A 26,430-nucleotide genomic window follows, 5' to 3' on the forward strand; every position below is an offset into this window, starting at 1 on the left:
GTCAGCTCGACTGAGCGAGGTCAGCGCGTCGCGTGCTTGCGGCGGTAGGTCCTGGCGATCGCGATTCCGACACCGGCTGCGGTGAGAGCGAGCGCGGCGGAGAGCGGCGCAGCGAGGTCGGAGCCGGTCTCGGCGAGGTGGGCGCCCGCTGACGGCGATGCGGGGGCGGAGGCCGAGGGGGCGGGAGTCGACGTGATGCCGGCGGGCGCCGGCGTCAGCGTGGAGGACGGCGTCGGCGTGGACGTGGGTGTGGACGTCGGCGTCGCAGTCGGCGTCGGCGTCGCAGTGGGCGTCGGCGTCGCAGTGGGCGTCGGCGTCGCAGTGGGAGTCGGCGTCGGCGTGGAGGTGGGTGCCTGCCCGGTTCCTGTGCCGGCGGCCGCCGTCGTCTCCACGGTCGACTCCACGGGCGTCGATTCGCCGTTCATCGCCACATCTCCCGCGTTCGTGTATGCGCCGAGCGTCGCATCCGTCACCACGGTGTCGAGGTCGAGCCTGGTGTAGAGCCCGGCGGGCACATCCAGCCAGGTGACCGTCACGCTGGCCGGCGTGCAGTCGATGGTCGCGGGATACTCCGCGCTGTGGTCCGGCTCTGCGATGGTTCCCGTCGCCGGGTCCCACGCGCCGATCGCCGGGGTGACGGTCGCGCAGTCGATCGCCGTTCCGCCCGCAGGGGTGTCGGTGATCGTGGCCGTGTTCACGGCATCGGTGGTGGCCGGGTCCTGGATGAACGAGTGGACTCTGGTCTGTGCGGTGTTCGCCCAGTATCCGGTCTTGGATGCGGTCGTCGGAGCCGGGGTCTCGCACGAGCTGGTGCACGGTCCTGCCTCGACGACGTTGATCGGATAGACCGTCGACCCGACCGTGAACTGCAGGGTGGTGGGGCCCGCTTGCGTCTGTTCTGCGGTGAACAGGGTCGTGAAGGCGCAGGTGCCGTTCACGGAGTCCGGATGGGTGGTCACGAAGCCGGTGAGGGTGAAGGTGACCAGGCCGGAGTCGTCCGCGTGGGCCGTGGCGACCACATCCCCCGCGGCGTCCTTGAGGTCGAAGTCGGCCGTGCCGAACCAGGAGAGCTGGGGCGGAAGCTGAAGGGTGAACGTGTCGCCGGCGGACGAGGCGTCCGGAACAGCCCAGGTGCAGGCGAAGGTCGACGTGTCGTACCTGCCGACCGAGTGGGTGGACGTCAGCGAGACGCCGGTGATGGCGTTGGGGATGACGGCGGCGTCCGCCGTCGGCGCGGAGAGGAGGCTCAGCCCGCTCAGGCCGAGGAGGCCGACAGCGGAGAGGACGATGGCGAGCAGTTTTCGGGACACGGGATGCACATCCATTCGGGTAGATGGCCGCAGACCACAGCGGCACCCGAAGAGATGCACGGCCCTCGCGTTCATGACGCGAGGGCCGTGAGATCCAGCGAGAGGTCAGGCTCCTGCCACAGGCACCAGGTCGCGCTTGCGCGGCGCGGGCTCTGCCACGGGCTCGGCCGGGATGGTCGCGACGGTCGGTCTCACCGGCTTGGCGGGCTTTGACGGTGCGACCGGTGCCGGTGCCCCCTCCTCCGCCGCGAACGCGCGCAGCCAGGGGACGAGATCCTTCCCCAGGTCGTCGCGGGCGGCGGCGAGCTGCACGATCGCCTTGATGTAGTCCAGGCGGTCGCCGGTGTCGTAGCGGCGACCGGAGAAGACGACGCCGTGCACACCGCCCGTCCACGAGGGTGCGGTCGCGAGGCCCTGCAGGGCGTCCGTGAGCTGGATCTCGCCGCCCTTGCCCGGCTCCGTCTTCTCCAGGATGTCGAAGATCTCCGGCCGCAGCACGTAGCGGCCGATCACCGCGTAGTTCGACGGGGCGCTCTCGCGATCCGGCTTCTCGACCAGGCCGGTGATGCGCACGACATCGTCCTCGTCCGTCTCCACCACCGCGGCCGCACCGTAGAGATGGATCTGGCTGGGGTCCACCTCGAGCAGGGCGACGACCGTGGTGTTGAGCTGCTGCTGCACCTCGAGCATCCGGGACAGCAGCGGGTCGCGGGCGTCGATGATGTCGTCGCCGAGCAGGACGGCGAACGGCTCGTGACCGATGTGCATCTTGGCGCGGAGCACCGCGTGGCCGAGGCCCTTCGGGTCGCCCTGTCGCACGTAGTGCATGTCGGCGAGCGACGTGGACTGGTTGACCTTCTCCAGCTTGTCGAGGTCGCCCTTCCTGGCCAGGGTGTCCTCGAGCTCGGTGTTGCGGTCGAAGTGGTTCTCCAGCGCGTTCTTGTTGCGGCCTGTCACGAGCAGGACGTCGTTCAGGCCGGCGCCGACCGCCTCCTCGACCACGTACTGGATGGCGGGCTTGTCGACGACGGGGAGCATCTCTTTGGGCATGGCCTTGGTGGCGGGCAAGAAGCGTGTGCCGAGCCCTGCGGCCGGGATGACGGCCTTGGTCACGTAACTGGTCATGATGGTTTCCTCTCGAGGGAAGCGGAGCAGTCGGAAGTGGATGCGGTGGATGCGGTCAGCGCACGCCGGTGAGCGCGGCGAGGTCGTCGGCGAGCGGGGCGCCCTCCGGCACCCTGCCCATGACGTGCACGGCCCAGCCGGCGGCCGACCACGCCCCGGCGTCGAGGCAGTTGCGGGCGTCGATCACGGTCCTGCCGTGCACGATGGCCGCGAGCGCCGCAGGATCGGCTTCGACGAACTCGGGCCACTCGGTGAGCACGACGGTCACGTCCGCGCCGGTCACCGCCTCCTCGACCGAGTCGGCGTAACCGAGGGTCGGGAACATGCGCTGGGCGGTGGAACGCGCCTCCGGGTCGTAGACGACGACCTGCGCCCCGCGGAGGTGCAGGGCGGCGGCGACGTTGAGGGCCGGCGAGTCGCGCACGTCGTCCGTGTGCGGTTTGAAAGCGGCCCCGAGCACGCCGATCCTGCGGTTGAGCACCGACCCGCCGCAGGCGGCGATGGCGAGGTCGATGACCCGCTGGCGGCGGCCCATGTTGATCTCGTCCACCTGCTGCAGCAGCCCGACAGCCGCGTGCGCACCGAGCTCGCTCGACCGGTGCATCAGCGCTCGGATGTCCTTGGGCAGGCAGCCTCCGCCGAAGCCGAGACCGGCGTTCAGGAACTGGCGACCGATCCGCACATCGTGACCGAGCGCATCCGCCAGCAGCGAGACATCGGCGCCGGCAGCGTCGCACACCTCGGAGATGGCGTTGATGAACGAGATCTTGGTGGCGAGGAACGCGTTCGCGCTCACCTTCACCAGCTCGGCGGTCGGCAGGTCGGCCACGAGGACGGGTGTTCCTGCCGCGATCGGGGTGGCGTAGATGCGGCGCAGAACGGCCTCTGAGCGCTCCGACGTCCCTCCGAAGACGAGCCGGTCGGGAGACAGCGTGTCGTCGACAGCCTTGCCCTCGCGCAGGAACTCGGGGTTCCAGACCAGCTCGGCGCAGACCCCGTCCGGGAGCTCGGCAGCGACGATGGCGCGCAGCCTGGCGGCGGTGCCGACCGGGACGGTCGACTTGCCGACGATGACGCCGTCGTGCGTCATGTTCTGCGCGATCGACCGCGCCGCCGCCTCCACGTAGCTCAGGTTGGCGGCGAAGCTGCCGGACTGCTGCGGCGTGCCGACGCAGATGAAGTGCACGTCGGCGAGCGCTGTCGCCTCGGCGATGTCGGTGGTGAAGCTCAGCCGACCGGATGCGACGTGCTGGGTGATGAGCTCGGGCAGGCCCGGCTCGAAGAACGGCACGCGGCCGTCGCGGAGGGCGTCGACCTTGCTCTGGTCGGTGTCGACGCCGATCACGTCGAATCCGAGTTCGGCCATCGCCGCCGCGTGGGTGGCTCCGAGATATCCGGTGCCGATCACACTGATGCGCGGGGCCGGCTGTTCCTTGGTGGTCTTCTTGGTGGTCATGTCGCGTGGTCCTTTCGCTGGGATGTTCGCTGAGGTCATTGCGCCGGGGTGAGCGTGAAGTGGTCCTCCGGGCGGGTGATCCCGGAGATGAACGCCGAGAGCGTGTCGGCGCGGGAGTCGATGCGCCAGTCGTTCGTGGCTCTGACCCCCTCGACGTAGCTCGTCACAGCGAGGTTGAACCAGGAGAAGCCGATGATGTCGTCGTTCTCCGGTTTCGAGAAGGCGTTGAAGAAGTCGGTGACCCAGGCCGTCTTGTGACCGGCCGTCTCCGAGGCTCCCACCTCCGCCAGGACGATCGGCTTCTTCGTGATGGCCCTGAGCTGGTTCAGGCTCGGGGTGAACGTGTAATCGAACGTGAAGCTCTGGTCGGCCTTGTACGGCGGACGCAGGTAGCCGGACAGTCCCACCCAGTCGACGTAGTCGTCGCCGGGGTAGAGCGACGGAAGGTAGCCGTCGACCTTGTGCTGCGCCGGCAGGTTGTTGACGATGTTCGGCGCCCACACCCAGATCACCAGGTCGTTCGCGCCTTCCTGCTGGAAGACGTCGTGCACGTGCTTCCACATCTTCACGTAGTCGCCAGGGCTGTTCCCGTTGATCGAGTTGCCCTTGCCGTCCGTCTCCGCCCACGGGTACCAGACGCCGTTCATCTCGTGGTCGAGACGGATGGCCAGCGGCAGGCCGGTGGCGACGATGTCCTTGGCGTACTGGTGCAGGTAGGCGTCGAAGTCGCCTCCGATGATCTTCGGGAGCGAGTACTCCGGCGCATCCACCGAGTCGTTGCCCGCCGAGATGGGCCTGGACTCCCAGGTCATCATCGGCAGCCTGCCCTGCTGCCAGGCGCGGGTGACGGCGTTGGCGCGGAACGTCTCGTCCCAGCCGCTGAAATAGCCGACGAGGTTCGGCTGCACGCCGACCTTCGCGCTCGTCGCGTCGAACGTCGCCCAGTTGAACGGGGCCTGCTCGGTGTACATGCCGTAGTAGCGGCTGGCCGGCTGCAGCAGCTCGGCCTTGCTCGGCGCGGTGATCGGGGTCGGCTCCGGCGCGATGTTCCCACCGTTGCCGTTACCGCCGTTGCCGGTTCCTCCGGTGCTCGTGCCTCCTCCGGTGCCGGTCTTCCCTCCGGATGCGCCGCTCTTGGCTGCTGCGTTCGCCGAAAGGGCGCCGTTCGCGCTGGCGAGCTGCGCCTTCGCCTGGGCGAGCGCCCTCTCCGCCGTGACAGCGCGCTGCTGCGCGGCGGCGAGCTGCTTGGCGGTCGACGCCTGGGCGGCGAGCGACTGCTGCTGCAGCGAGGAGAGCTTGCCGTTCTGCGTCGCGATGGTCTTCTTGGCGCTGCTCAGGTTCTTCTGCAGGCTCGCGTTCTGCGCGGCGAGCGGGTTGACGGCGGTGGCCGCGGCGTCGACCACGGTGCGGACCGTGCTCGTCGGGGACGACCAGACGTAGTAGGAGATGCCGCCGAGCACGAGGCTCAGCACGACGAAGGCGGCGGTGGTCATGAGGGAGCGCGACTTGGTCTGCGCCCACCAGTGGGCTGCTTGGCTAGACAAGGAAGAGGGCCTCCAGGGTCAGGATCGCGATACCGATCAGGTACGGGATGGCGGCGTACGGGTTGAGCCGACGCCGCTCGGCGCGAGCGGTCTTGGGCTGGGTCTTGGATGTGGTCTTGGTGGCCGCGCGGGTCTCGGCGCGGGTGGCGAGGGCGGTGGTGGTGGTCAGGCCGCCGACGGAGTCGGGGAGCTGGTCGGTCCGGGTCTGCGGATCCAGTGCCTGGGCATCCAGCGCCTGGGCGTCCCTCGCCTGTGCCAGCGCGATCTCGTCGTCGCTGCTGATCTCGTTCGGTCCGCCCGAGTACGCGCCAGAGCGAGTGCCCCACCCGCTGGCGTGCGCCATGCGGAAGAACCCGAGGAGCCGGATCGGCATGAGGAAGAACGTGGAGACGATGATGAACACCGGCAGGCGGAAGAAGTCGGACGGCTTCTCGGAGAGGTGCCGGATCTGGCGGATCGACATGCTGATCACGGAGGACGCGACCATCAGCGCGACGACCGTCAGCACTCCGCCCTGCACGCCGTACGCCTTGAGGAACCCGGCGTAGAAGTTGTAGCCCTCACCCGTGATCGAGCGGTAGACCCAGCCGCCGAGGACTCCGGCGAGCACGAACGGCAGGATGATGTCGGTGATGAAGAAGAACGCCAGCAGCGGGGCGTGGCCGAGCATCCACGGCAGCATCCTGAGCGTGTTGTACTGGCTGCCGCGAGCCCAGCGGAGCTGCTGCTTGAAGAGCTTCTTCACCTTGAGCGGCGCATCCGTGTAGACCAGGCTGGTGTGCTGGTACACGGTGCGGTAACCCTCCTTGAGGGTGAGGTTCGTGAGCGTGCGGTCGTCCGAGACCTCGAGGAAGACGCCGAGGAACTTCTCGTTCATGAACTTGTCCATGACGCGCATCAGGATCGACCGGCGGAACGCGATGGTGCGGCCGGGAAGGCATCCGATCTGCCCGACGACGCTCTGCGCCGGCATCGAGTACAGCGCGCGCGAGTTCTCCAGCCAGTCCGCCCACCGGGTGATCCAACTGCGCTCCGGCTCCAGGATGCGCTGCTTGGTGGTGACGCCGCCGACGCGCTCGTCCTTGAACGGCTTCACCAGCTCGGAGAGCGTGTTGTCCGTCCAGACGGTGTCGGAGTCGACCAGCACGGTGATGTCGCCCGTGGACATCCTGGTGCCGATCATCACAGCGTTGCGCTTGCCGGGGATCGGCGTGTGCACCCAGCGCACCAGCGGTGCGAACTCCTCGCAGACCTCGACGAGGCCGGGGTTCGGGGCGCCGTTGATGACGACGATGATCTCGCCGGGCTTCTGCTCGACCATGCGGCCGATGACGTCGCGGAACAGATCGAGCGGCTCGTCCACCACGGGGACGACGACGCTGGTCGACGCCTGGAAGTCCTCGGTGTACGGCCGATAGCGGCGGGAGACGGCCACCTTGATGATCCAGATGACCCAGATGAAGGCGGAGTAGACGGCGAACAGATAGAACTCGGGATGCCCCTCCAGCATGTGCCGGATTTGCAGGATGAAGATGAACATGGACGGGACCTCGCAGAGATACAGGGGGGTGTCATCCACGTCACTGGGGATCTGGGCGGTCGGGTTGATCAAGTTCTAGCGGGGACGTTTCACGCGCCGCAAGTGACGTTTCCGGGCAGCGGACGACGGGGGACGGTGTGCCCCATCCGACCCCTGTCCGCCGACACGCGGACACGATCCGGCTGTCGGCAGAATGGCGGACACACCCCCGTTCGGGGGCGGCGGAATGGCAGGTCAACTGAGGAATCGTTCAGACAAGGGTCGCGCATCCCGAACGTGGGGGTGCGGAGGGGCGCCAGGGCCGCTTGTACCCCGGATGCGGGTAGAAAACGGGCGGGTTGAGGCTGGGGAGAATTAACACACCTGTAACAAACGGTTCATTTTGCGGGGCACGGAATACTCCCACGCTGAATGTGTTTGCATGTTTATAGCTTGGCAATGGAGCCATGCGCTTCCATGTCGTACGAACCATCAGGAGAGCCATGTCCATCGCCGAGCTGAACTCGCGCGCCGCCGTCACCGCTGCGCCCCTCATCCCCGCCCTCGCCGAGCGCTGGAGCCCCCGCGCATTCGACCCGAGCGCCGTCGTTCCCGAGACAGCGCTGACCGCGGCGCTTGAGGCAGCCCGCTGGTCGCCGTCCGCGAGCAACACGCAGCCGTGGCGCTTCGTCGTCGCCCGCCGTGGAACCACCGAGTTCGACGCCATCGCCTCCGCCCTGATGGGCTTCAACCAGGCGTGGGCAGGATCGGCGAGCGCGCTCATCGTGGCTTTCGCCGAGGTGAAGGACGCCGAGGGCAACGACCGCCGCTGGGCGACATACGACCTCGGTCAGGCAGTCGCCCACCTCAGCGTCCAGGCGCACCACGACGGCCTGCACGTGCACCAGATGGGCGGCTTCGACGGGGATGCGCTCCGCACCGCCTTCGGCATCGAGGACCGCTTCGTGCCCACCTCCGTCAGCGCCATCGGCGTGCTCGGCGACCCTGAGGCTCTGCCGGACCCGCTGCGCGAGCGCGAGCTGGCACCGCGCACCAGGGCCGCGCTGAACGACATCGTCGTCGTCAACGCCTAACGAGCAACGCCTAACGAGTAGGCAGGAGCGCGCAACGCGCTCCTTCTCCCGGCAGAGCGGGCGCGGTCGATCCTGCCCTGGATCGGCCGCGCCCGTCTCCGAGTTTGCCGCGCGCAGAATCTGTGGGAACATAGCCGAACTCAGACGGCCATAGCAGCGTCGCGGGTCGTTGCAGAGGCGCAGCGTCACCCGCCGAAGGAGAGACAGTGACGACTCCCATCGCCCCATCGATCGCATCCAGCGGCAAGCTCAAGCGGAACCTCGGCCTGTGGGCGATCGTGGGTCTCGGCCTCGGCTACATGACGCCGACCGTCGTGTTCGACACCTTCGGCATGGTCGCTCGCGACACGGACAACGTGGTGCCATCCGCCTATCTCGTGGCGCTCGTCGTCATGATGTTCACGGCGATCAGCTACGGCAAGATGGCGGGCGCCATCCCGAGCGCGGGTTCGGCGTACACCTACGTGCGCGAGTCCATCCACCCGAACGTCGGCTTCCTGGTGGGCTGGACGTCGCTGATCGACTATGTGCTGCTGCCGATGGTGAACTGCCTCATCATCCGCAGCTACCTCGAAGCGCTGTTCCCCGGCGTGCCCGGCTGGATCTGGGTGGTCATCTACTGCGCGGCCGTCACCTCGATCATCTACCTGACGATGCGCGGCACCTCCAACATCAACATGCTGCTGCTGGTGTTCTCGATCGTGGTCATGGTGGTGTTCGTGGTCATGGTGATCGCGCAGCTCGCACAGGGTCAGGGCGCAGGGACCATCGCATCCGTCCAGCCGTTCCTGCACGACGGCGTGACACTCGGCGCGGTGCTGACCGGCGCCACGATCGTCTGCTTCTCGTTCATCGGGTTCGACGCGGTCACGATGTACGCCGAAGAGGCCAAGACGCCCAAGATCATGCCGAAGGCGATCCTGTTCACGGTGGTCATCGGCGGCGCGATCTTCCTCATCACCTCCTACTTCACCCAGCTCCGCTTCCCGTCGTCCGAGGTCTTCCCCACCGCCGCGATCGAGGACAGCACACTGCCGGAGATCGGCCTCCAGGTCGGCGGTCAGACCCTGCAAGCCGTGCTCACCGCCGCGGGATTCTGCGCGACCCTGGCCTCCGGGCTCGCCTCGCACGCATCCGTCTCCCGGATGCTCCTGGTGATGGGCCGCAACAATGTGCTGCCGAACCGGTTCTTCGGTCACATCAACGCGAAGACGCACACCCCGACGTTCAACATCGTGCTGGTCGGCGTCATCAGCCTGCTGGCCGCGGCCTTCACGCTGGAGACGATCGCGGCATTCATCAACTTCGGCGCGCTCATCGCGTTCACCTTCGTGAACATCTCCGTGATCGCCTGGTTCGCCATCCGGAAGGGCCGCCGCCGCACGCCGCGCGACATCGTCACCTTCATCGTGCTCCCGGCCATCGGAATGCTGCTCACCGGCGTGCTCTGGGCCAACCTCCACGTGGATGCGCTGATCGGCGGCAGCATCTGGATGGGCCTCGGCATCGTCTACCTGCTGGTGCTCACCCGCGGGTTCCGCCGCAGCGTCCCCGGCTTCGACGAAGGCCAGCCGGTGACGGGGTTCAACAAGGCGGTGAAGTAGCGGTAGCGAGCCGACGCCCTGAAGAGCCGATTTCCTCTGGACCCAGGTGCCCGGCCACTGCGCTTAGTCATTGCTTAGAAAGGCCCGCCTAGCGTCGGCTCCGACCGAATACACCGATCGTCCGGAGAATCCTGCATGAGCGACGCGAACGCTACCCTGACCAGCCGCAGCCGCAACAAAGTCCCAGAGCCCACGGCCACGTTCTGGATCATCAAGATCCTCGCGACCACCGTCGGCGAGACGGCGGCCGACTTCCTCAACACGAACCTGGGCCTGGGCCTCGGAGGCACGACCGCCGTCATGACGGCGGTGTTCGCGATCGCGTTCATCGCCCAGTTCCGAAGCCGCGGCTACCGGCCATCGCTGTACTGGCTCACCGTGGTCCTGATCAGCGTGGTCGGAACACTCATCACCGACAATCTCACCGACAACCTTGGCATCAGCCTGGTGGTCACGACCACCGTCTTCGCCGTCGCACTCGGTGTCGTCTTCGCGGTCTGGTACGGCACAGAACGGACCCTGTCCATCCACCAGATCGACACCCGACGCCGCGAGGCGTTCTACTGGCTGGCGATTCTCTTCACGTTCGCCCTCGGAACTGCCGCAGGGGACCTCATCGCCGAACAGTTGAACCTCGGATACCTGCCGTCTGCCGCGATCTTCGCCGCCGCCATCGGACTGACCGCGTTCGCGCACTTCGTGCTGAAGCTCAACGCCGTGGTCGCATTCTGGATCGCATACGTCCTCACACGTCCGCTCGGCGCCTCGCTCGGTGATTTCCTCTCCCAGCCGCGAACCGACGGCGGTCTCGGGATGGGCACGGTCGGAACGAGCGCTCTCTTCCTTGCGCTCATCCTCGCGTTGGTCGTGTACCTGGCCGTTCGCGAACGACGGGAGGCTGCTGACGCGTACCTGCTCACGGTCGCTCAGGAGAAGCTGCACGACGACGACCGAATCGGTCGCTCAGCGGAATGAGGGTAGAGGCAGGTGTCAGATTGGACAGTCTTCCGCTGCTGAGCGTGAGCGAGGACGGGCACTTCGAGGCGGGCCAGCAGCTTGACGGCGCGATCGAATCGCTCGAAGACGACCTGTTCGATCCAAAACCCGGATGTGCCGTGGCTGTACCTGGCCTTCAAGGCGAAGGACAGGCTCTAGAGTCGCCGGAGGGCCGCCGTGCAGCAAGCGGGCCAGAGGTCGGGAGTGGAGGATTCAGGAAATCGAACCTGACAAGGCACCCCAATAGGCGCATCCCCCGGATGCTCACAACATAGCAGTTGCTCCGGGGAAGCATCCGAGCCGCTGGGAGGTTTCTTGGGATCGGCGCGCGACACTCTGGTATGCGAACAATCGTCGCGGTGCTGCTGGCCGGACTGGCCGCAGTCGTCGCGCTCGTGGCCTTCGAGTTGATCATCCAGGCGATCGACGTCCAAGCCGAACGCGACGGCGCCCCGGACGCGCGCAATGGATGTGCCAGCCCACGGGAGTCGTACGCCGCGGTCAGCGGGCGAACCCGCTGACCGCCTGTCACCGTGCGGATTCTCCGACCCTCCTATCATGGCGCTGTGAGCACAGCACAGGAATCGGGGCCGTTCTACCACGGCACCACCGCCGATCTCCGGGCCGAGGATCTCCTCTCCCCAGGGTTCCCGTCCAACTACCGGCCCGACGTCATCATGAACCACATCTACTTCACCGCGCTGCTGGACGGCGCCGGCCTTGCGGCAGAACTCGCATCAGAGCTCGCGCCCGACCATCGCGAGCCACGGGTCTACGCCGTCGAGCCGACGGGCGGCTTCGAGGACGACCCGAACGTCACGGACAAGAAGTTCCCGGGCAACCCCACGCGTTCGTACCGCAGCGACGAACCCATTCGGGTGGTCGCCGAGGTCGCCGAGTGGACCAGACTCACGCCCGAAGCGTTGCAGCAGTGGCGTGACCGGCTCACCGGACTCACACCGGAAGCTCGCGGAGAGATTCTCAACTGACCCGCGAACCGGGCGGGGCGCCGTGCGCTACGGGCGCAGGAGCACCTTGATCGCGCGGCGCTCATCCATCGCGGCGTACGCCTCCGCCGCCTCGGACAGCGGGAGCTCCAGGTCGAAGACGCGGCCGGGGTCGATGGCGCCAGACCAGACGTCCTGCAGCAGCTCCTCCACGTAGTTGCGCACGGGCGCGACGCCGCCGTTGACGCCGACATTGTTGTTGAACAGCGGACGCACGGGCAGCTCGGGGCCGCCGTTGGGCACGCCGACGTAGCCGACCATGCCGCCCGGGCGGGCCGAGCGGATCGCCTGGTCCATCGACTCCTTGGTGCCGACAGCCTCGAGCACGCAGTCGGCGCCGATCCCGTCGAGGAGTTCCTTCACGGCGGCGACGCCGGCGTCGCCGCGCTCGGCGACGATGTCGGTCGCACCGAATGCACGCGCCAGCTCCTGACGGGACTCGTGCCGCGACATGGCCACGATGCGCGACGCCCCGAGCCGGGCGGACGCGAGCACCGCGCACAGCCCGACCGCGCCGTCGCCGACGACGACGACCGTGCTGCCTTCCGTCACCCCGGCCGAGACGGCTGCGTGGTGACCGGTGCCCATCACATCCGACAGTGTCAGCAGGCTCGGGATGAGCTCGTCGCGCGGGTACTCGGGCGTCGCGACGAGCGAGCCGTCGGCGTGCGGCACGCGCACCTTCTGGCCCTGGCCGCCGTCGGCGAAGCCGCCGAGCTTGTCGTCGGAGCCCCACCATCCGCCGTGCAGGCAGGAGGTGCTGACCCCGTTCTTGCAGTTGACGCAGGTCATGTCGCAGTCGTAGAACGGCGCGATGACGAAGTCGCCGGGGGCGATCGTCGTCACCTCCGGCCCGACCTCCTCGACCACGCCGACGAACTCGTGGCCGATGCGGTGGGCGGCGTGCGTGGGGGTGACACCGCGGTACGGCCACAGGTCGGACCCGCAGACGCAGGCCGCGACGACGCGCACGATGGCGTCGCCGCCCGTCGACAGGACAGGGTCGGGGACCTCTTCGACGCGGACGTCCTTCTCACCGTGGATGACTGTTGCAAGCATGGAGGAAAGCCTACGCCGCGCCCACGGGCGCCGAGCACACGCGTCCCCCGTACGGGGCACGGGCGGTGACGGCCTGGTGAACAACGGGTGAAGCACGATCCAGGGGATGCGCGACCCTCCTAACATCGCTCCTGCCGGACTGCTCCGGCGCAGCCGTCCCCGCCATCACCATCCGCCAGGAGGCCGTGAGTCCATGTCGAAGCGCTCCCGACTCGCAGTGTTCTTCGCTGCGCTCGGTGCGCTGGTGGTGATCGCAGTCGTGGTCACGGTCGCGGTGAGGTCGCAGAGTGCTCAGGCCGGCGTGCATCCCGGGTCGTACGCGGTGGCGGCGGACGCCGACACCTGCGGCGCCGGCTGGGGCGGGCAGGACGCGCAGACGGACGCATCCGTCCCCGGCGGCGAGCAGACCTTCACGGTGACGAACCACACGGTCGCGGGGATCGAGGTGTACCTGCAGGCCGTCGACTCGAAGAAGGTCTTCCTCGACCTCGAGGGGCTCGGCGCGGGTGCGCACGCGACGGCGCGCGTGACGATCGGTGCTGGACGCTACCGGTTCGTCTGCCTCCCCGCCGACGCCGACCCCGTGCACGGGCCCACCGTCGCGGTCGGGCCGGCTCCGCCCTCCGCGCAGCTCACCCCCGGCATCGTCCCCGTGACCAGGAACGACCTCATCCCGGTGGCGAAGACGTACACGACGTGGGTGGCGTCGCGCATCCCCGTGCTTCAGCGTCAGGTGGCCGAACTCGGCGCCGACACAGCGGAGGGCGACTTAGCGGCGGCACGCCGCGACTGGCTCAGCGCCCACCTCACCTATGAGACGCTCGGCGCCGCGTACGACGCGTTCGGCGACACCGGCGACGCCATCGACGGCCTGCCTGCCCTTGGCACGACCGCGCTCACCGACGAGCACCTCACCGGGTTCCACCGCGTCGAGGCACTGCTGTGGTCCGGCGCTCCTGCCGCACAGACGACGGATGCGGTCTCCGCCCTGTCCGCGTCGGTCGCCGCGCTCGCATCCACGATCGCCGACGCCGAGATCGACCCGGGCGCCATCGGCCTGCGGGCTCACGAGATCGTCGAGAACGCGCTGCAGTTCGAGCTGACCGGCGACGCAGACGCCGCCTCCGGGACCGAGCTGGCGACGGTCGACGCCAACCTCAGCGGGGCGTCGGCGGCGCTGACACCGCTCACGAGCATCCTGAGCAGCCGCTACGACGGGCTGGCGGAGACGACAGCATCCCTCGCCGGGACGCAGAAGCTGATCGAGTCGTTCCGCGCGGGCGACGGCACCTGGCGTCCGCTCTCCTCGCTCAGCCGCGCGGAGCGGGAGCGGGTGGACGGCGCGGTGGACGGGACGCTCGAACTGCTCGCACCCGTCGCGGCGATCTGCGACATCCGGAGGGAAGCATGAGCGGGATCGGACGGCGGGATTTCCTTCAGGCCGCTGCGGGGGCTGCGGTGGGCGCGGGCACGGTCGCAGGGGTCGGCGCGGTCGGCGCAGCGCACGGCCACCCGCGCGCAGCCGAGGGTGCGCCGCTGAACGCGAACGCGGCACCCCGCACCGGCTACCCGTTCCACGGCGCGCACCAGCAGGGCATCCTCACCCCTCCGCAGCGGGCGGCGGCGTTCGTCGCACTCGACGCGACGGCCGCCAACCGGGCGGAACTCGCCGACCTGCTGAAGACGGTCACCGAGCGAGCCCGCTTCCTCACCACAGGAGGCACCCCGCCGGACCCTGGACTCACAGCGCCGCCGCGCGACTCCGGCATCCTCGGCCCGACCGTCGTGCCGGACAGCCTCACCGTGACCCTCTCTGTCGGGGCATCGCTCTTCGACGAGCGCTTCGGGCTGGCTCTCTCCAAACCGGCGCGCCTGCGCACGATGGAGGACTTCGCGAACGACGCACTCCGCCGCGAGGTCTGCGACGGCGACCTCCTGCTCCAGGTCTGCGCAGACGACCGGGATGCGGTCACCCACGCTGTGCGCGAGATCACGCGAGCAACCAGGGGCGGGATGCAGGTGCGCTGGCGACAGGACGGGTTCACCTCCCCTCCCCGTCCGTCCGGAACGCCGCGCAACCTCATGGGCTTCAAGGACGGCACGAGCAATCCGGCCACGACGGACGCGAAAAGCATGGCCGACCTCGTCTGGGCACGCGCCGGCGACTCGGAGCCCGGCTGGGTCGCGGGCGGCAGTTACCACGTCGTGCGACTCATCCGGATGCTCGTCGAGTTCTGGGACAGGGTCAACCTCCACGAGCAGGAGAACATGATCGGCCGACGCCGCGACACCGGGGCGCCGCTCACCGGGTCGTACGAGCACGACGACCCGCACTACGAACTCGACCCGACCGGCGACGTGATCCAGATGGATGCGCACATCCGCCTCGCCAACCCGCACACGCAGAGCACCGCGAATCAGCGCATGCTCCGCAGAGCATACAACTATGACGCCGGGCTCGACGCCAACGGCGACCTCGACATGGGACTCATCTTCACGGCGTTCAACCAGGACCTCGAACGCCAGTTCGTCACGGTGCAGAAGCGGCTCGCCGACGAGCCGCTGACCGACTACATCTCGCCGTTCGGCGGCGGCTACTACTTCGCGTTACCCGGCGCGCGGAACTCCGGCGACTGGCTGGGCAGCGGAATGCTCGCCTGACACCGGTGACAGGGCTCGGCGCATCCCGTGCCGACGATCAACACACAAAGGAAGAAGGAATCGTGTTCAGACCATCACGTCTGCACCGCTCCAGGACGGTGGGCCGCGCCGGTCTCGCCGTTGTCGGCGCCGTCGCTCTCGTCGGCGCCGGGCTCTTGACGATCGCGCCGGCGACCGCTGACACCTCGCACTCGTCGTTCACGCTCACGCCGATCAAGCACCTCGTCGTCATCTTCGACGAGAACGTGTCGTTCGACCACTACTTCGGCACGTACCCGTCCGCGGCCAACACCGACGGGACCACGTTCACCGCCGCGAAGGGAACGCCGAAGGTGAACAACCTCGTCACCTCTGGCACGCTCACCGACAACCCCAACCTCTACCCGCCGAAGCGTCTCGCCTCCACCCAGGCCGTGACCTGCGACCAGAACCACAGCTACGCGGCCGAGCAGCAGGCGGTCGACGCAGGGAAGATGGACCTCTTCGTGCAGAAGACGTCCACCGACACCTGCACCGGACAGTTCGGCGCGCCCGGTCTGGCGATGGACTACTACGACGGCAACACCGTCACCGGCCTGTGGAACTACGCCCAGAACTACGCCATGAGCGACAACAGCTGGGACACCACGTTCGGCCCGTCGACCCCCGGCGCGCTCAACCTCATCTCGGGCCAGACCCACGGCGGCACGGCGTACGACCCGAAGACCGGGGCGACGCTGACCGGATCCACCGCGGTGCAGTCGCCGAACGCATCCGGGGTCGGCACGGTGATCGGCGACCCCGACCCCGCATACGACGACTGCTCGGACAACGACCACGCGTCGACGTCGGCCGTGGTCGGGATGGCGGGCAAGAACATCGGCGACCTGCTCAACAACCGCGGGGTGACCTGGGGCTGGTTCCAGGGCGGCTTCACGCCCACGACGGCCTGGGACGGCACGGCCGGCCACTACGCGAAGTGCGACGCCGTGACCGCGAACATCGCCGGAGCGACGCCGAAGGACTACTCGCCCCACCACTCGCCGTTCCAGTACTACAAGTCCACGTCCAACCCGCACCACCTCCCGCCGACCTCGACGAAGGCGATCGGTCACACCGACCAGGCCAACCACCAGTACGACCTCACGTCGTTCAGCGCGGCGCTGACGTCGAACAACCTGCCGTCGGTGTCGTTCCTGAAGGCGCCGGAGGCGCAGGACGGGCACGCGTCGTACTCCGACCCGATCGACGAGCAGAAGTTCATCGTCAACGAGGTCAACGCCATCCAGAAGTCGAGCTCCTGGTCGAGCACGGCGGTCGTGCTCGCCTACGACGACTCGGACGGCTGGTACGACCATGTCGCGCCGAGAGTCACCAACGGCTCCGCTGATGCGGCGGTCGACTCCGCCGTGTGCACCTCGGTCTCGCACGAGGCCGGCGGCTACGCCGACCGCTGCGGCCCGAGCCAGCGCCTTCCGCTCGTCGTGATCTCGCCGTACGCGGCGCAGAACAAGGTCGACCACACGCCGACCGACCAGACCTCGGTGCTGCGCTTCATCGAGAACAACTGGCTCACCGGCCGGATCGGTGACGCGTCGTTCGACGCTCGCGCCGGATCGCTCGGCGGCCTGTTCGACTGGTTCCGGCCGCAGCAGCGCGAGGTGCTGCTCTCGCCGACGACCGGAGCCGTGACCGCCGTCGTGCCGACGCGCGGCCACTGGCCGACGCCGCCGCGGAACGGGTGGTCGACGCAGCCGTAAACCGAGCCGACCGCAGCAATCGAGCCCAGGCTTTTTCACCCGACACGCCGGAGCGTGCGGTGAGAAAGGCTGGGCTCGATTGCGGCGCGGGGGCCGTGCGTTCAGCGGGTGCCTGGGCGACGACGGCGGAGGGCGACGGCGGCCCCGGCTGCGAGCAGCAGCACGGCGAGGACCGCGAGGCCGGAGGCGTCGAGCCCTGTCGCGGCGAGGCCGGAGCCGGCACCCGTGCCGGTGCCGGGCGCTGCGGGAGTGGACGGGGTGCCGGGCGTTCCGGGTGTGCCAGGGGTGCCAGGGGTGCCGGGGTCGACAGGTGCGGCGGGGAGCACGATGTCGGTGCGCAGGTAGCGCACCGCTCCGTCCGGTCCGATGCCGCTCGCGACGAGCGAGTGGGCGCCGGTGAGACCCGCAGGGATGGTCACAGTCGCCGTCGCCGTTCCTGTCGCGTCCGCATTCACCACCGCGAGCACCTGCGGGCTGGAGTAGATGCCGAACGTCACGGGCGCATCCAGGGCGAACCCTGCGGCGGTGAGCGTGAGCTGCTGACCGGGCGTCACACTGCCGGGCACGCCGGCGACCGGGCCGCTCGCATTCGGCGGCAGCATGGGCAGCGGCACCGTGGATGCGTCGCTCACGACGAAGGCCAGGGTCTGCGTCACGTCCGGCTCGCCAGTGGCGGAAGCGGTGACGACGATCGACGCCGTGCCGGAGGCATCCGTGGTCGTGCCCCGGATGCTCGCGGTGCCGTCGCCGTTGTCGGTGAAGGTCAGCCCGCCGGGCAGCGCACCCGTGGCGGTCAGCGCTGCGACGGCCGGGTACGCCCTCCCCGTGGTGACGGTGGCGTCGACGGTCACACCGCGCGTGACGGCCAGGGTCGCGGAACTCGTGAAGACGGTCGCCTCTGTCACCGTGAGGGTGAGAGCCTGCACGGCGGTCGCCCCGTTCGACGCCGTCAGCCCGAGCGGGTACACACCGCCGCTTCCGGCCGCAGGGGTGCCGGAGATGGTCGCCGTGCCGTCGCCGTTGTCGATGAACGCGACACCGGCGGGGAGAGCGCCGGTCTGCGCGATCGTGGTCGTCGCCGGGGTGCCAGGCGCCGTCGTCACCGTGAACGACCCGGCGCTCCCTGCGCGCAGCCCCGCGGCGGTCGCCGAGGTGAACGCGGGCGGCTCGGTCACCGTGAGCACGAACGCCTGGCTCGCGTTCGGCGTGAAGCCGTTGGCCGCGGTGATCGTGAACGGGTACAGCCCACCGGATGCGGTCGGCGGGTCGGCGACGATGGTCGCGGTGCCGTCCCCGTTGTCGGTGAAGGTCAGCCACGACGGGATGGTGCCGGTCGCGGTCAGGGTCGCAGCGGGGAAACCGGACGTGGTCACCGCGATGGTGCGCGGTCCGCCCGCCGCAGCGACGGATGCGGCGGCTGGGCTGGAGATGCTGGGCGCGTCGCCGACCGTGAGTCGCGCATCCGTGTGGACGCTGCCTGCGCTGCTGGTGAAGACCGCTCGGAAGACGCTGCCGTCGTCGATGGTCCTCGCCGTGATGGACAGCGTGGTCGAAGTCGCTCCCTGGATCGGGGTGAACGACGCTCCGCCGTCACGGGAGACCTGCCACTGCACGGTCGGTGCGGGGAAGCCGCTCGCCCCCGCCGTGAAACTCGCGGTCGCGCCGACGTTCACCGTCTGGTCTGTCGCCGCGAGCGTGATGAACGGCGACTCGAGAACGACGATCCGGAGCGCCTGCGTCGCGTTCGGCAGCACCCCGTTGGATGCGGTGATCGTGGTGTTCGCGCTGCCGCCTGCTCCGGTCGGGGTGCCGGAGATCGTCGCGGTTCCGTCGCCGTTGTCGGCGAACAGGAGCCCCGCCGGCACTGCCGTGCTGCTGAGTGCCGGGTTCGCCGGATACGCGTCCGCGGTGGTGACGGTGAACGACGCAGGAACGCCGAGTGTGGCCGTCATCGTCGCCGCGCTGGTGATGCTGGGGGCCGCGTTCACCGTGATCGTGAACGACTGCGTCGCCGCGGTGCCGACGCCGTTGGCCGCCTGCAGCGTGACGGAGTAGACGCCTCCCGCCGCGGCGCTCGGCTTTCCGGCGATGGTGGCCGTTCCGTTGTGGTTGTCGGTGAAGGTCACACCGGACGGCAGCGTTCCCGCCAGCGTGATGGGGTCCGGCGCCGGGCGGCCGGTGGCGGTCACCGTGAACGACCCTGTGGTCCCCGCCAGGAACGCGGTGGCTCCCGCGCTGGTGAACGCGGGCGCCTGCTGAACGGAGACGGTCAGCGCCTGGGTGACCCCCGACGGTGCCGCCGAGTTGGCAGCCGTGACGGTGAGCGGGTAGTCGCCGCCCGTCCCCGCGCCCGGCGTGCCGGAGATGGTCGCCGTCCCGTTCCCGTTGTCGACGAAGCTCAGCCCAGCGGGCAGGGCTCCGGTGCGTGCGAGCGACGGGACCGGGTAGCCGGTGCTGCGGACGGTGAACGACAGCGCGGTGCCGACGACCGCTCCGACCGTGGCGGGCGACGTGAAGGCGGGCGGCGTGTACACGGAGACCGTCGCTGACACGGTGGCGTTGTCGAACAGTGCCGTCGCTCCGCCTGTGCCGCCCGACGAACTGGCGGCGAACGTGGTGTTCGCGGTGCCGGTGGAGAGTGCGCTCTGCGTCGGAGAGACGGTGGCACCAGCCGGCTGCGCTCCCGCCCAGGTGACAGGGAGCCCGGCGAAGGCGCCGAGGTCGGCGGGGTCGACGGCGGCGCCGACTGAGTTCTTCAGCAGGCTCGCGGTCAGGGTCGACGTGGTCGCAGGGGCGACGATCGTGTCCGGGCTCGCCGTCACCCCGAGCGTGAGGTACGGAGCGACCGCCTGGGTGGCGACGCCCGCCACAGTGTCGCAGCCCGTCCCGCCTGGGCCGGTCGCGCATCCCCACCAGTTCTCTGTCGCGGCCGCGCTCCCGCCCGTGACCACGAGCGCGGGAGAGGCGTTGCTCGCGATGCGGTTGAAGTGTGCGGTGAGCGTTCCGCCCGTCACGGCGAACGCCGACCCTGCCGGAGCCGTGTTGCCCGTGAAGGTGGAGCCTGTGACGGTCAGCGCGCCGCCGTTCAGCAGCACGGCCGCGCCGCGGAACGGCCCGCTCGTCGCGGTTCCCGTGTTGCCGGAGAACCTGCTGCCGGTGACGGTCATAGTCGCGGCTCCTGACAGGTCGGAGACGGCGATGGCGCCGCCGCCGTTGCCGCTGGCCGATGTCGCGGTGGCGCCGTTTCCGCTGAACGCGCTGCCGGTGATCGAAAGCGACTCCCCTCCCGCCACGCCCTGCGCCTGGTAGGCGATCGCGCCGCCGGCGCTGCCACCGGAGGTGTTTCCGGTGAAGGTCGAGTCGGCCACTGTGAGGCTGCCGCCGACGAACTGGACCGCGCCTCCCGGGTTCGAGGTCGCGCCGGTCGTGGTGTTCGCCGTGTTGCCGGAGAACGTCGAGTTGCGGATGGTCAGTGTGTCCGCTGTCGAGGCGCTCCCCGAGCCTCCGATGATCGCGCCGCCGCCGTAGACGTTGTCGACCCCTCCGCTCACGGTCAGGCCGTCGATGGTGACGTCGATGCCGCCGACAGGGCCGGAGCCGTCCGAGGGGCCGGGGTCGATCGTGAACACCTGGTGCTGGCCGTCGCCGAGCACCTTCGGCGACGCTCCAGGAGCGGCGGACACCGCGATGCTGGTTCCGGATGCGGTCCCCACGACCAGCGATCCGAGCGTCGAGGTGAGCTGGTATGTGCCGTCGGCCACCACGATGTCGCTGTGGCCGCCGCGGTTGTTGGCGACGCAGAGCGCGTTGCGGAGGGTGACAGGGGCGGCGAGCGTCGTCCCTCCTGCACAGGCGCCTGTCGCATCCGTGTCCGCCGTGCTCGTCACGGTGATCGTCGATGGAAGGGCCTCAGCGGGAAGGGATGCGGTGAGGACTCCGGCCGAAGCGAGAAGAGCGGCGGCGGCGATCGCGACAGCGCGCACGTGCACAGACGTCATGGGTGGTCGGGACTCCCTCTGCCAACCCGGGTCGCTGGCCGTGTACTGCAAGCTTGGCGTGGCGCGCGCTCCCCCGGCAACAGCTCACTGGCCCCTCTTCACGGGTCAGAACGCGACGGCGGCGATGGAATAGGCTCGCTGACGTATCCCGCTGGTGACCCGACTCCCGCGGTGCGCCCGCAGGAAGGACCCCCGTGAGCACAGGCGTGTCACGACGGACCGTCATGGTCTCAGCCCTGAGCGGCGTCGGCGTGGTGGCCGCGGCCGTCGCCGCCCCGGGCATCCCCGCGTTCGCGAGTGGCGCATCCCTGGCCGGCGTTGCCACGGCCGATGCCGCGCCCGCCGCAGCCGCCGCTGCCCTCACGCGCTCTCTGTTCCTGCCCGCCGTCGGCCGTCGCTTCATCGCGACCTCCGACGCCCGCAGCATCCACCTGAGCCTGACAGCGATCGAGGACCTCGCCGGAGACGCGACGGCGGACGACGAGCACCGGTTCAGCCTGCTCTTCTCCGCTGGCGGCTACGCCGCGAAGGACGACATCTACACGCTGAGCTGCGACGGCGTGCCGACCACGACACTGTTCCTCACCACGATCGGACCGCGCGCCCTCACCAGGTCGATGCAGGCGATCGTCAACCGGAACGCGTGATGCTGGCCGGAACGATCGAACTCCGCCCGGTCACGGACGCCGACACCGCCTTCCTCCGCACCGTGTTCGCCGACGCGCGCCGCGACGACTTCCCCGGCCTCGACGGTCCGGCCCTCGACCACCTGCTCGACCTGCAGTTCCGGGCACGAGCGACCGACCGGGCTGCGCACCACCCGGGCGCTGTCACCTCGGTCGTGCTGCTCGACGGAGCGGCAGCCGGAACGATCACGGTCGACCACTCCACCCCGGATGCGGTCGTTCACCTCGTCGACATCGCCATCCTCTCCGCGCATCGCGGACAGGGGATCGGCTCCCAGCTCCTCCACGGCCTGCTCGACTCCGCCGCACGCGTCACCCTCAGCGTGTGGTCGCTGAACGCCGGTGCCATCCGGCTCTACGAGCGCCATGGCTTCCTGGTCGTCTCCGAACGCTCCGGCTACCTCTGGATGAGCGCGGAGGGAAACGTATGACGCAGACGGCATATGCGCGATGGAGCGCGCTCGACGGAGCCGAGCTGGTGGCCGCCGACGCCCTCGGGACGCGGTACCGCATCCACCTTGCGGAGGTCGGGCCGTTGTCGGTGAGCGGAGAGTGGGCGTCGTTCGTGCTGCGCTTCCGGGCCGGTCTCGACCTGCCCGCCGAGCAGAACACCTACGAGATCATCGGGGACGGCATCGCCGAGCCTGTGTTCCTGGTCCCGGTGCGACGGGATGCGGACGGGCTCGACCTCGAAGCGGCATTCACCATCGGCAAGGAGAGCGAATGAGCCAGCCATACGTCGGCGAGATCAGGATGTTCGGCGGCAACTTCGCGCCGTACGGCTGGGCGTACTGCGACGGGTCCAGCCTCGCGATCTCGGAGTACGACACGCTGTTCCAGCTCATCGGCACGACCTACGGCGGGGACGGGCAGACGACGTTCGCCCTGCCGAACCTCGGCAGCCGCATCCCGCTGCACAGGAACTCGGCGCCGGGGGCGGCGCGGGCAGCGGTCGTCGGCGAGACCGGAGGCTCGGAGACCGTCACGCTCACGTCGCAGCAGCTCCCGCAGCACACGCATCCGATCTCCGCTGCCGCGTCGGCCACGACCACGGCCGCCGCTGGCAACGTGGTGGCCGGATGGGCGGATGCGCCATACAGCAGCGCCACCCCGACGGCCCAGCTCGCCCCGATGCTCGGCGCCGTCGGCGGTTCCCAGCCTCACGACAACCTCCAGCCATACCTGGCGGTCACCTTCATCATCTCCCTCTTCGGCGTCTTCCCGAGCCAGAACTGATCCCCTCCCTCCCGGGCCCGAACCAGAGACAAGGACACACACATGGGGACACCCTTCATGGGCGAGATCAGGCTCAGCTCGTTCAACTTCGCCCCGAAGAACTGGGCGTTCTGCGACGGTCAACTGCTTCCGATCAACCAGAACCAGGCGCTGTTCTCGCTGCTCGGCACCACGTACGGAGGCGACGGGGTCACCACGTTCGCACTCCCCGACCTGCGTGGCCGGGCGGCCATCAGCAGCGGGTCGGGCAACGGCGGGAACTACAACCTCGGCCAGAGGGGCGGCGAGTACTCGCACGCGCTGACCACCCAGGAAATGCCGGCGCACACCCACGGAGCATCCATCGGCGGCGCCGCGAACGTCGTGTCGCCAGCAGGGGCACGGCTGGCTCAGCCAGGCAAGGCGGCGTTCGCTCCTGCCGCGGACAGCACGATGGCCCCGATCGGCGTCACCCCGGTCGGCGGCGGCCAGCCGCACGAGAACACGGCGCCGTACCTCACCCTCACGTACATCATCGCCCTGCAGGGCATCTTCCCATCCCGAAACTGAGGCAACGATGACTGACCAGTTCCTCGGCGAGATCCGGCTCGTCCCATACAACTTCGCCCCGTCCGGCTGGGCGTTCTGCGCGGGGCAGCTCCTGCCCATCTCCCAGAACACCGCGCTGTTCTCGCTGCTCGGCACGACGTACGGCGGCGACGGCAGGTCGACGTTCGCCCTCCCCGACCTGCAGGGTCGTGTCGCGGTCGGCTGGGCAGGATCGGGCGTCGGCGGCCTGTCCCAGTACTTCCAGGGCGAAAGCGGCGGATCGCCGGAGGTCGCCATCCTGGCCTCGGAGATGCCGAACCACACCCACAACGTGCTCGCGGTCAACGGACCTGGCACGACGAGCGTTCCGGCCAACGCCTCCCTCGCTATCCCGCGCATCGGGCGGGTCACCGAGGCCGCGTACACCGGCGGGCAGGCGGCCGCGGACCTCAATCCGGCCGCGTTCGCCGTCACCGGCGGATCGACGCCGCACAACAACCTGCAGCCATACCTGACGCTGAACTACATCATCGCGATGCAGGGCATCTTCCCGCCCCGAAGCTGACCGCAGCAATCGAGCCCAGGCTTTTTCACCCGACACGCCGGAGCGTGCGGTGAGAAAGGCTGGGCTCGATTGCGGCGCGGCGCTAGTCGCGGACGGGGGCGACGGTGAGGTGGTCGCCGGCGGGGGCGATGTCGACCCGCACGAGGTCACCATCGCGGATCTCGCCGGAGAGCAGCTCGGTGGCCAGGCGGTCGTCGATCTCGCGCTGCATCAGCCGACGCAGCGGCCGGGCGCCGTAGATCGGGTCGTAGCCGCGCTCGGCGAGCCAGCGCCGCGCATCCGGGGTCACCGCCAGTTCGAGGCGGCGCTCCTGGAGCCTGCGCATGAGCCGGTCGATGTTGAGCTCCACGATCTCGCCGAGCTCCTCCTTGTCGAGCGCCGAGAACACCACGATGTCGTCGAGGCGGTTCACGAACTCGGGCTTGAAGGCCTGGCGGACCATCTGCAGCACCGCCTCCTCCTTCTCGGTGTCGTTCAGGGTCGGGTCGACCAGGAACTGGCTGCCGAGGTTGGAGGTGAGGATGAGGATGGCGTTGCGGAAGTCGACCGTTCGGCCCTGGCCGTCGGTGAGCCGGCCGTCGTCGAGCACCTGCAGCAGCACGTCGAAGACCTCGGGATGCGCCTTCTCCACCTCGTCCAGCAGGATCACCGAGTACGGGCGACGGCGCACGGCCTCCGTCAACTGGCCGCCCTGCTCGTAGCCGACGTAGCCGGGAGGTGCGCCGACGAGCCTGGACACGGAGAACTTCTCCCCGTACTCGCTCATGTCGATGCGCACCATCGACTTCTCGTCGTCGAACAGGAACGCAGCGAGTGCCTTGGCCAGCTCCGTCTTGCCGACGCCGGTCGGCCCGAGGAACAGGAACGAGCCGGTGGGCCGGTCAGGGTCGGAGATCCCCGCCCTGGTGCGACGGACAGCATCCGCCACAGCCGCGACGGCCTTCTTCTGACCGATGATGCGGCGGCCGAGCTCCCCTTCGAGGTGCAGCAGCTTCTCCGTCTCGCCCTGGGTGAGCCTGTCGACGGGGATGCCCGTCCACGCGGCCACCACGGCGGCGATGTCGTCGGCCGTGACCTGCTCGTTGACCATGCGCGGCTGGTCGGGGTGCTGCTCGGCGCTCTCCGCCTCCGCCAGCTCCCGCTCGATGCCGGGGATGGTCTCGTACTCGATCCGCGACGCCTCCTGGTATCGGCCGTCCCGCAGCGCGAGGTCGCGCTTGGTCTTGGCCTCCTCCAACTGGGAGCGCAGTTCGCCGACGCGGTTCAGTGACGCCTTCTCGGCGCGCCACCGCTCCTGCAGCGCCGCCAGCTCGGACTCCTGCTGCCGCAGCCGCTCGCGCAACTGCTCCAGCCGCTCCTTGCTCGCTTCGTCCTTCTCCTTCTTGAGCGCGAACTCTTCGAGCTTCATCCGCTCGACCACGCGCTGGAGGGTGTCGATCTCGACGGGAGCGGAGTCGATCTCCATCTTGAGCCTGCTCGCAGCCTCGTCGATGAGGTCGATCGCCTTGTCGGGCAACTGCCTGGCGGTGATGTACCTGTTCGAAAGGGATGCGGCCGCGACCAGCGCGGAGTCCTCGATCGTGACCCCGTGGTGCGCCTCGTAGCGCCCCTTGAGCCCGCGGAGGATCGCGATGGTGTCTTCGACGCTCGGCTCGCCGACGTAGACCTGCTGGAAGCGGCGCTCCAGCGCGGCGTCCTTCTCGATGAACTCGCGGTACTCGTTGAGCGTCGTGGCGCCGATCAGGCGCAGCTCACCGCGGGCGAGCATCGGCTTGAGCATGTTGGAGGCGGCGACGGAGCCCTCTCCGCCGCCGGCGCCCATCAGGATGTGCAGCTCGTCGACGAAGGTGATGATCTCGCCGTCGGCGTCGTTGATCTCCTTGAGCACGGCCTTCAGCCGCTCCTCGAACTGCCCGCGATACATGGCGCCGGCCACGAGCGCGGAGAGGTCGAGCGAGACGAGCTGCTTGCCCTTGAGCGAGTCGGCGACGTCGCCCGCGACGATGCGCTGGGCCAGTCCTTCGACCACGGCCGTCTTGCCGACGCCGGGCTCGCCGATGAGCACAGGGTTGTTCTTGGTGCGCCGCGTGAGCACCTGGCTGACGCGACGAATCTCGGCGTCGCGCCCGATGACCGGGTCGAGCTTGCCGCTCTTGGCGATCTCCGTGAGGTTGACGCCGTACTGTTCGAGCGCGCTCTTCTGCTCCTCCTGAGTGGAGGGCGCGCCTTGCATGTTCGCCATTCGTGTCCTTTCCTCGGTCGGGCAAACTTGAGTCTACTAGGCTCAACTTTGTTTCGCACCC

22 protein-coding genes are annotated in these 26,430 nt (G+C 69.1%); 14 read left to right on the forward strand and 8 right to left on the reverse strand.

The genetic code is table 11. From position 1 onward, the window contains the following. Window positions 1–20 precede the first annotated feature (20 nt). The 5 genes from ACYVGI_RS03835 to ACYVGI_RS03855 form a co-directional block, all read right to left on the reverse strand. Window positions 21–1,310, reverse strand: a complete 1,290-nt coding sequence (locus tag ACYVGI_RS03835; protein ID WP_460631326.1) for an Ig-like domain-containing protein — start codon at window positions 1,308–1,310, stop codon at window positions 21–23. Between the two features lie 105 nt (window positions 1,311–1,415). Next, a complete protein-coding gene (gene galU / locus ACYVGI_RS03840) occupies window positions 1,416–2,435 on the reverse strand; it encodes a UTP--glucose-1-phosphate uridylyltransferase GalU (RefSeq protein ID WP_460631327.1) in 1,020 nt (339 codons plus the stop codon). 55 nt (window positions 2,436–2,490) lie between these two features. Next, window positions 2,491–3,891 carry a UDP-glucose dehydrogenase family protein gene (locus ACYVGI_RS03845; RefSeq protein WP_460631328.1) on the reverse strand — a complete coding sequence of 467 codons (1,401 nt, stop codon included), beginning with the start codon at window positions 3,889–3,891 and terminating at the stop codon, window positions 2,491–2,493. A gap of 35 nt (window positions 3,892–3,926) precedes the next feature. Beyond that, window positions 3,927–5,435 carry a glycosyl hydrolase gene (locus ACYVGI_RS03850; RefSeq protein ID WP_460631329.1) on the reverse strand — a complete coding sequence of 503 codons (1,509 nt, stop codon included), beginning with the start codon at window positions 5,433–5,435 and terminating at the stop codon, window positions 3,927–3,929. Beyond that, on the reverse strand, window positions 5,428–6,975 hold the full coding sequence (locus ACYVGI_RS03855; protein WP_460631483.1) for a glycosyltransferase family 2 protein: 1,548 nt from the start codon (window positions 6,973–6,975) through the stop codon (window positions 5,428–5,430). Before ACYVGI_RS03855 ends, ACYVGI_RS03850 begins: the two co-directional genes overlap by 8 nt. A 482-nt stretch (window positions 6,976–7,457) precedes the next feature. On the opposite strand from ACYVGI_RS03855, the gene ACYVGI_RS03860 reads away from it, so the two are divergent. The 5 genes from ACYVGI_RS03860 to arr all read left to right on the forward strand — a co-directional run bounded on the left by ACYVGI_RS03860 (window position 7,458) and on the right by arr (window position 11,637). Continuing rightward, a complete protein-coding gene (locus ACYVGI_RS03860; protein WP_460631330.1) occupies window positions 7,458–8,048 on the forward strand; it encodes a nitroreductase family protein in 591 nt (196 codons plus the stop codon). Between the two features lie 266 nt (window positions 8,049–8,314). Next, on the forward strand, window positions 8,315–9,652 hold the full coding sequence (locus tag ACYVGI_RS03865; RefSeq protein WP_460631484.1) for an APC family permease: 1,338 nt from the start codon (window positions 8,315–8,317) through the stop codon (window positions 9,650–9,652). 135 nt (window positions 9,653–9,787) lie between these two features. Next, window positions 9,788–10,627, forward strand: coding sequence for a COG4705 family protein (locus ACYVGI_RS03870; RefSeq protein WP_460631331.1), 840 nt, complete (start codon window positions 9,788–9,790; stop codon window positions 10,625–10,627). 362 nt (window positions 10,628–10,989) lie between these two features. After that, a complete protein-coding gene (locus ACYVGI_RS03875) occupies window positions 10,990–11,169 on the forward strand; it encodes a hypothetical protein (RefSeq protein WP_460631332.1) in 180 nt (59 codons plus the stop codon). Window positions 11,170–11,187: 18 nt separating this feature from the next. Further along, the gene (arr, locus tag ACYVGI_RS03880; protein WP_460631485.1) at window positions 11,188–11,637 is read left to right on the forward strand and encodes an NAD(+)--rifampin ADP-ribosyltransferase; all 450 of its coding nucleotides are present in this window, start codon (window positions 11,188–11,190) and stop codon (window positions 11,635–11,637) included. A gap of 27 nt (window positions 11,638–11,664) precedes the next feature. Here arr and ACYVGI_RS03885 read toward each other — a convergent pair whose 3' ends face one another. Then, window positions 11,665–12,714, reverse strand: coding sequence for a zinc-dependent alcohol dehydrogenase family protein (locus tag ACYVGI_RS03885; RefSeq protein ID WP_460631333.1), 1,050 nt, complete (start codon window positions 12,712–12,714; stop codon window positions 11,665–11,667). Between the two features lie 193 nt (window positions 12,715–12,907). Here ACYVGI_RS03885 and ACYVGI_RS03890 point away from each other — a divergent pair, with 193 nt between their 5' ends. The 3 genes from ACYVGI_RS03890 to ACYVGI_RS03900 all read left to right on the forward strand — a co-directional run bounded on the left by ACYVGI_RS03890 (window position 12,908) and on the right by ACYVGI_RS03900 (window position 17,114). Continuing rightward, entirely contained in the window at window positions 12,908–14,125 is a 1,218-nt protein-coding gene (locus ACYVGI_RS03890) for an imelysin family protein (protein WP_460631334.1), read from the forward strand. Then, entirely contained in the window at window positions 14,122–15,375 is a 1,254-nt protein-coding gene (gene efeB / locus ACYVGI_RS03895) for an iron uptake transporter deferrochelatase/peroxidase subunit (RefSeq protein ID WP_460631335.1), read from the forward strand. The genes ACYVGI_RS03890 and efeB overlap by 4 nt, the downstream gene beginning before the upstream one ends. 62 nt (window positions 15,376–15,437) lie before the next feature. Beyond that, window positions 15,438–17,114, forward strand: coding sequence for a phospholipase C (locus ACYVGI_RS03900; RefSeq protein WP_460631336.1), 1,677 nt, complete (start codon window positions 15,438–15,440; stop codon window positions 17,112–17,114). Window positions 17,115–17,215: 101 nt separating this feature from the next. On the opposite strand, the gene ACYVGI_RS03905 is transcribed toward ACYVGI_RS03900, so the two are convergent. Next, window positions 17,216–21,112, reverse strand: coding sequence for a beta strand repeat-containing protein (locus ACYVGI_RS03905; RefSeq protein ID WP_460631337.1), 3,897 nt, complete (start codon window positions 21,110–21,112; stop codon window positions 17,216–17,218). Window positions 21,113–21,306: 194 nt separating this feature from the next. Between ACYVGI_RS03905 and ACYVGI_RS03910 the strand changes: the two genes are divergently transcribed. From ACYVGI_RS03910 to ACYVGI_RS03935, 6 genes are read left to right on the forward strand one after another with little or no spacing between them, the layout of a single operon-like run. Continuing rightward, window positions 21,307–21,759 (forward strand): DUF6916 family protein, encoded by a 453-nt coding sequence (locus tag ACYVGI_RS03910; RefSeq protein WP_460631338.1) that lies wholly within the window; start codon window positions 21,307–21,309, stop codon window positions 21,757–21,759. Continuing rightward, a complete protein-coding gene (locus ACYVGI_RS03915; protein ID WP_460631339.1) occupies window positions 21,759–22,229 on the forward strand; it encodes a GNAT family N-acetyltransferase in 471 nt (156 codons plus the stop codon). The genes ACYVGI_RS03910 and ACYVGI_RS03915 overlap by 1 nt, the downstream gene beginning before the upstream one ends. Then, window positions 22,226–22,525, forward strand: coding sequence for a DUF6916 family protein (locus tag ACYVGI_RS03920; protein WP_460631340.1), 300 nt, complete (start codon window positions 22,226–22,228; stop codon window positions 22,523–22,525). The genes ACYVGI_RS03915 and ACYVGI_RS03920 overlap by 4 nt, the downstream gene beginning before the upstream one ends. Continuing rightward, window positions 22,522–23,034 carry a phage tail protein gene (locus tag ACYVGI_RS03925; protein WP_460631341.1) on the forward strand — a complete coding sequence of 171 codons (513 nt, stop codon included), beginning with the start codon at window positions 22,522–22,524 and terminating at the stop codon, window positions 23,032–23,034. Before ACYVGI_RS03920 ends, ACYVGI_RS03925 begins: the two co-directional genes overlap by 4 nt. Window positions 23,035–23,076: 42 nt before the next feature. Continuing rightward, window positions 23,077–23,583 (forward strand): phage tail protein, encoded by a 507-nt coding sequence (locus ACYVGI_RS03930; protein WP_460631342.1) that lies wholly within the window; start codon window positions 23,077–23,079, stop codon window positions 23,581–23,583. Window positions 23,584–23,590: 7 nt separating this feature from the next. Further along, a complete protein-coding gene (locus ACYVGI_RS03935) occupies window positions 23,591–24,127 on the forward strand; it encodes a phage tail protein (RefSeq protein WP_460631343.1) in 537 nt (178 codons plus the stop codon). 82 nt (window positions 24,128–24,209) lie between these two features. On the opposite strand, the gene ACYVGI_RS03940 is transcribed toward ACYVGI_RS03935, so the two are convergent. Further along, window positions 24,210–26,369 carry an ATP-dependent Clp protease ATP-binding subunit gene (locus ACYVGI_RS03940; RefSeq protein ID WP_460631344.1) on the reverse strand — a complete coding sequence of 720 codons (2,160 nt, stop codon included), beginning with the start codon at window positions 26,367–26,369 and terminating at the stop codon, window positions 24,210–24,212. Window positions 26,370–26,430: the final 61 nt, after the last annotated feature.

This window comes from Leifsonia lichenia, from assembly GCF_054780215.1.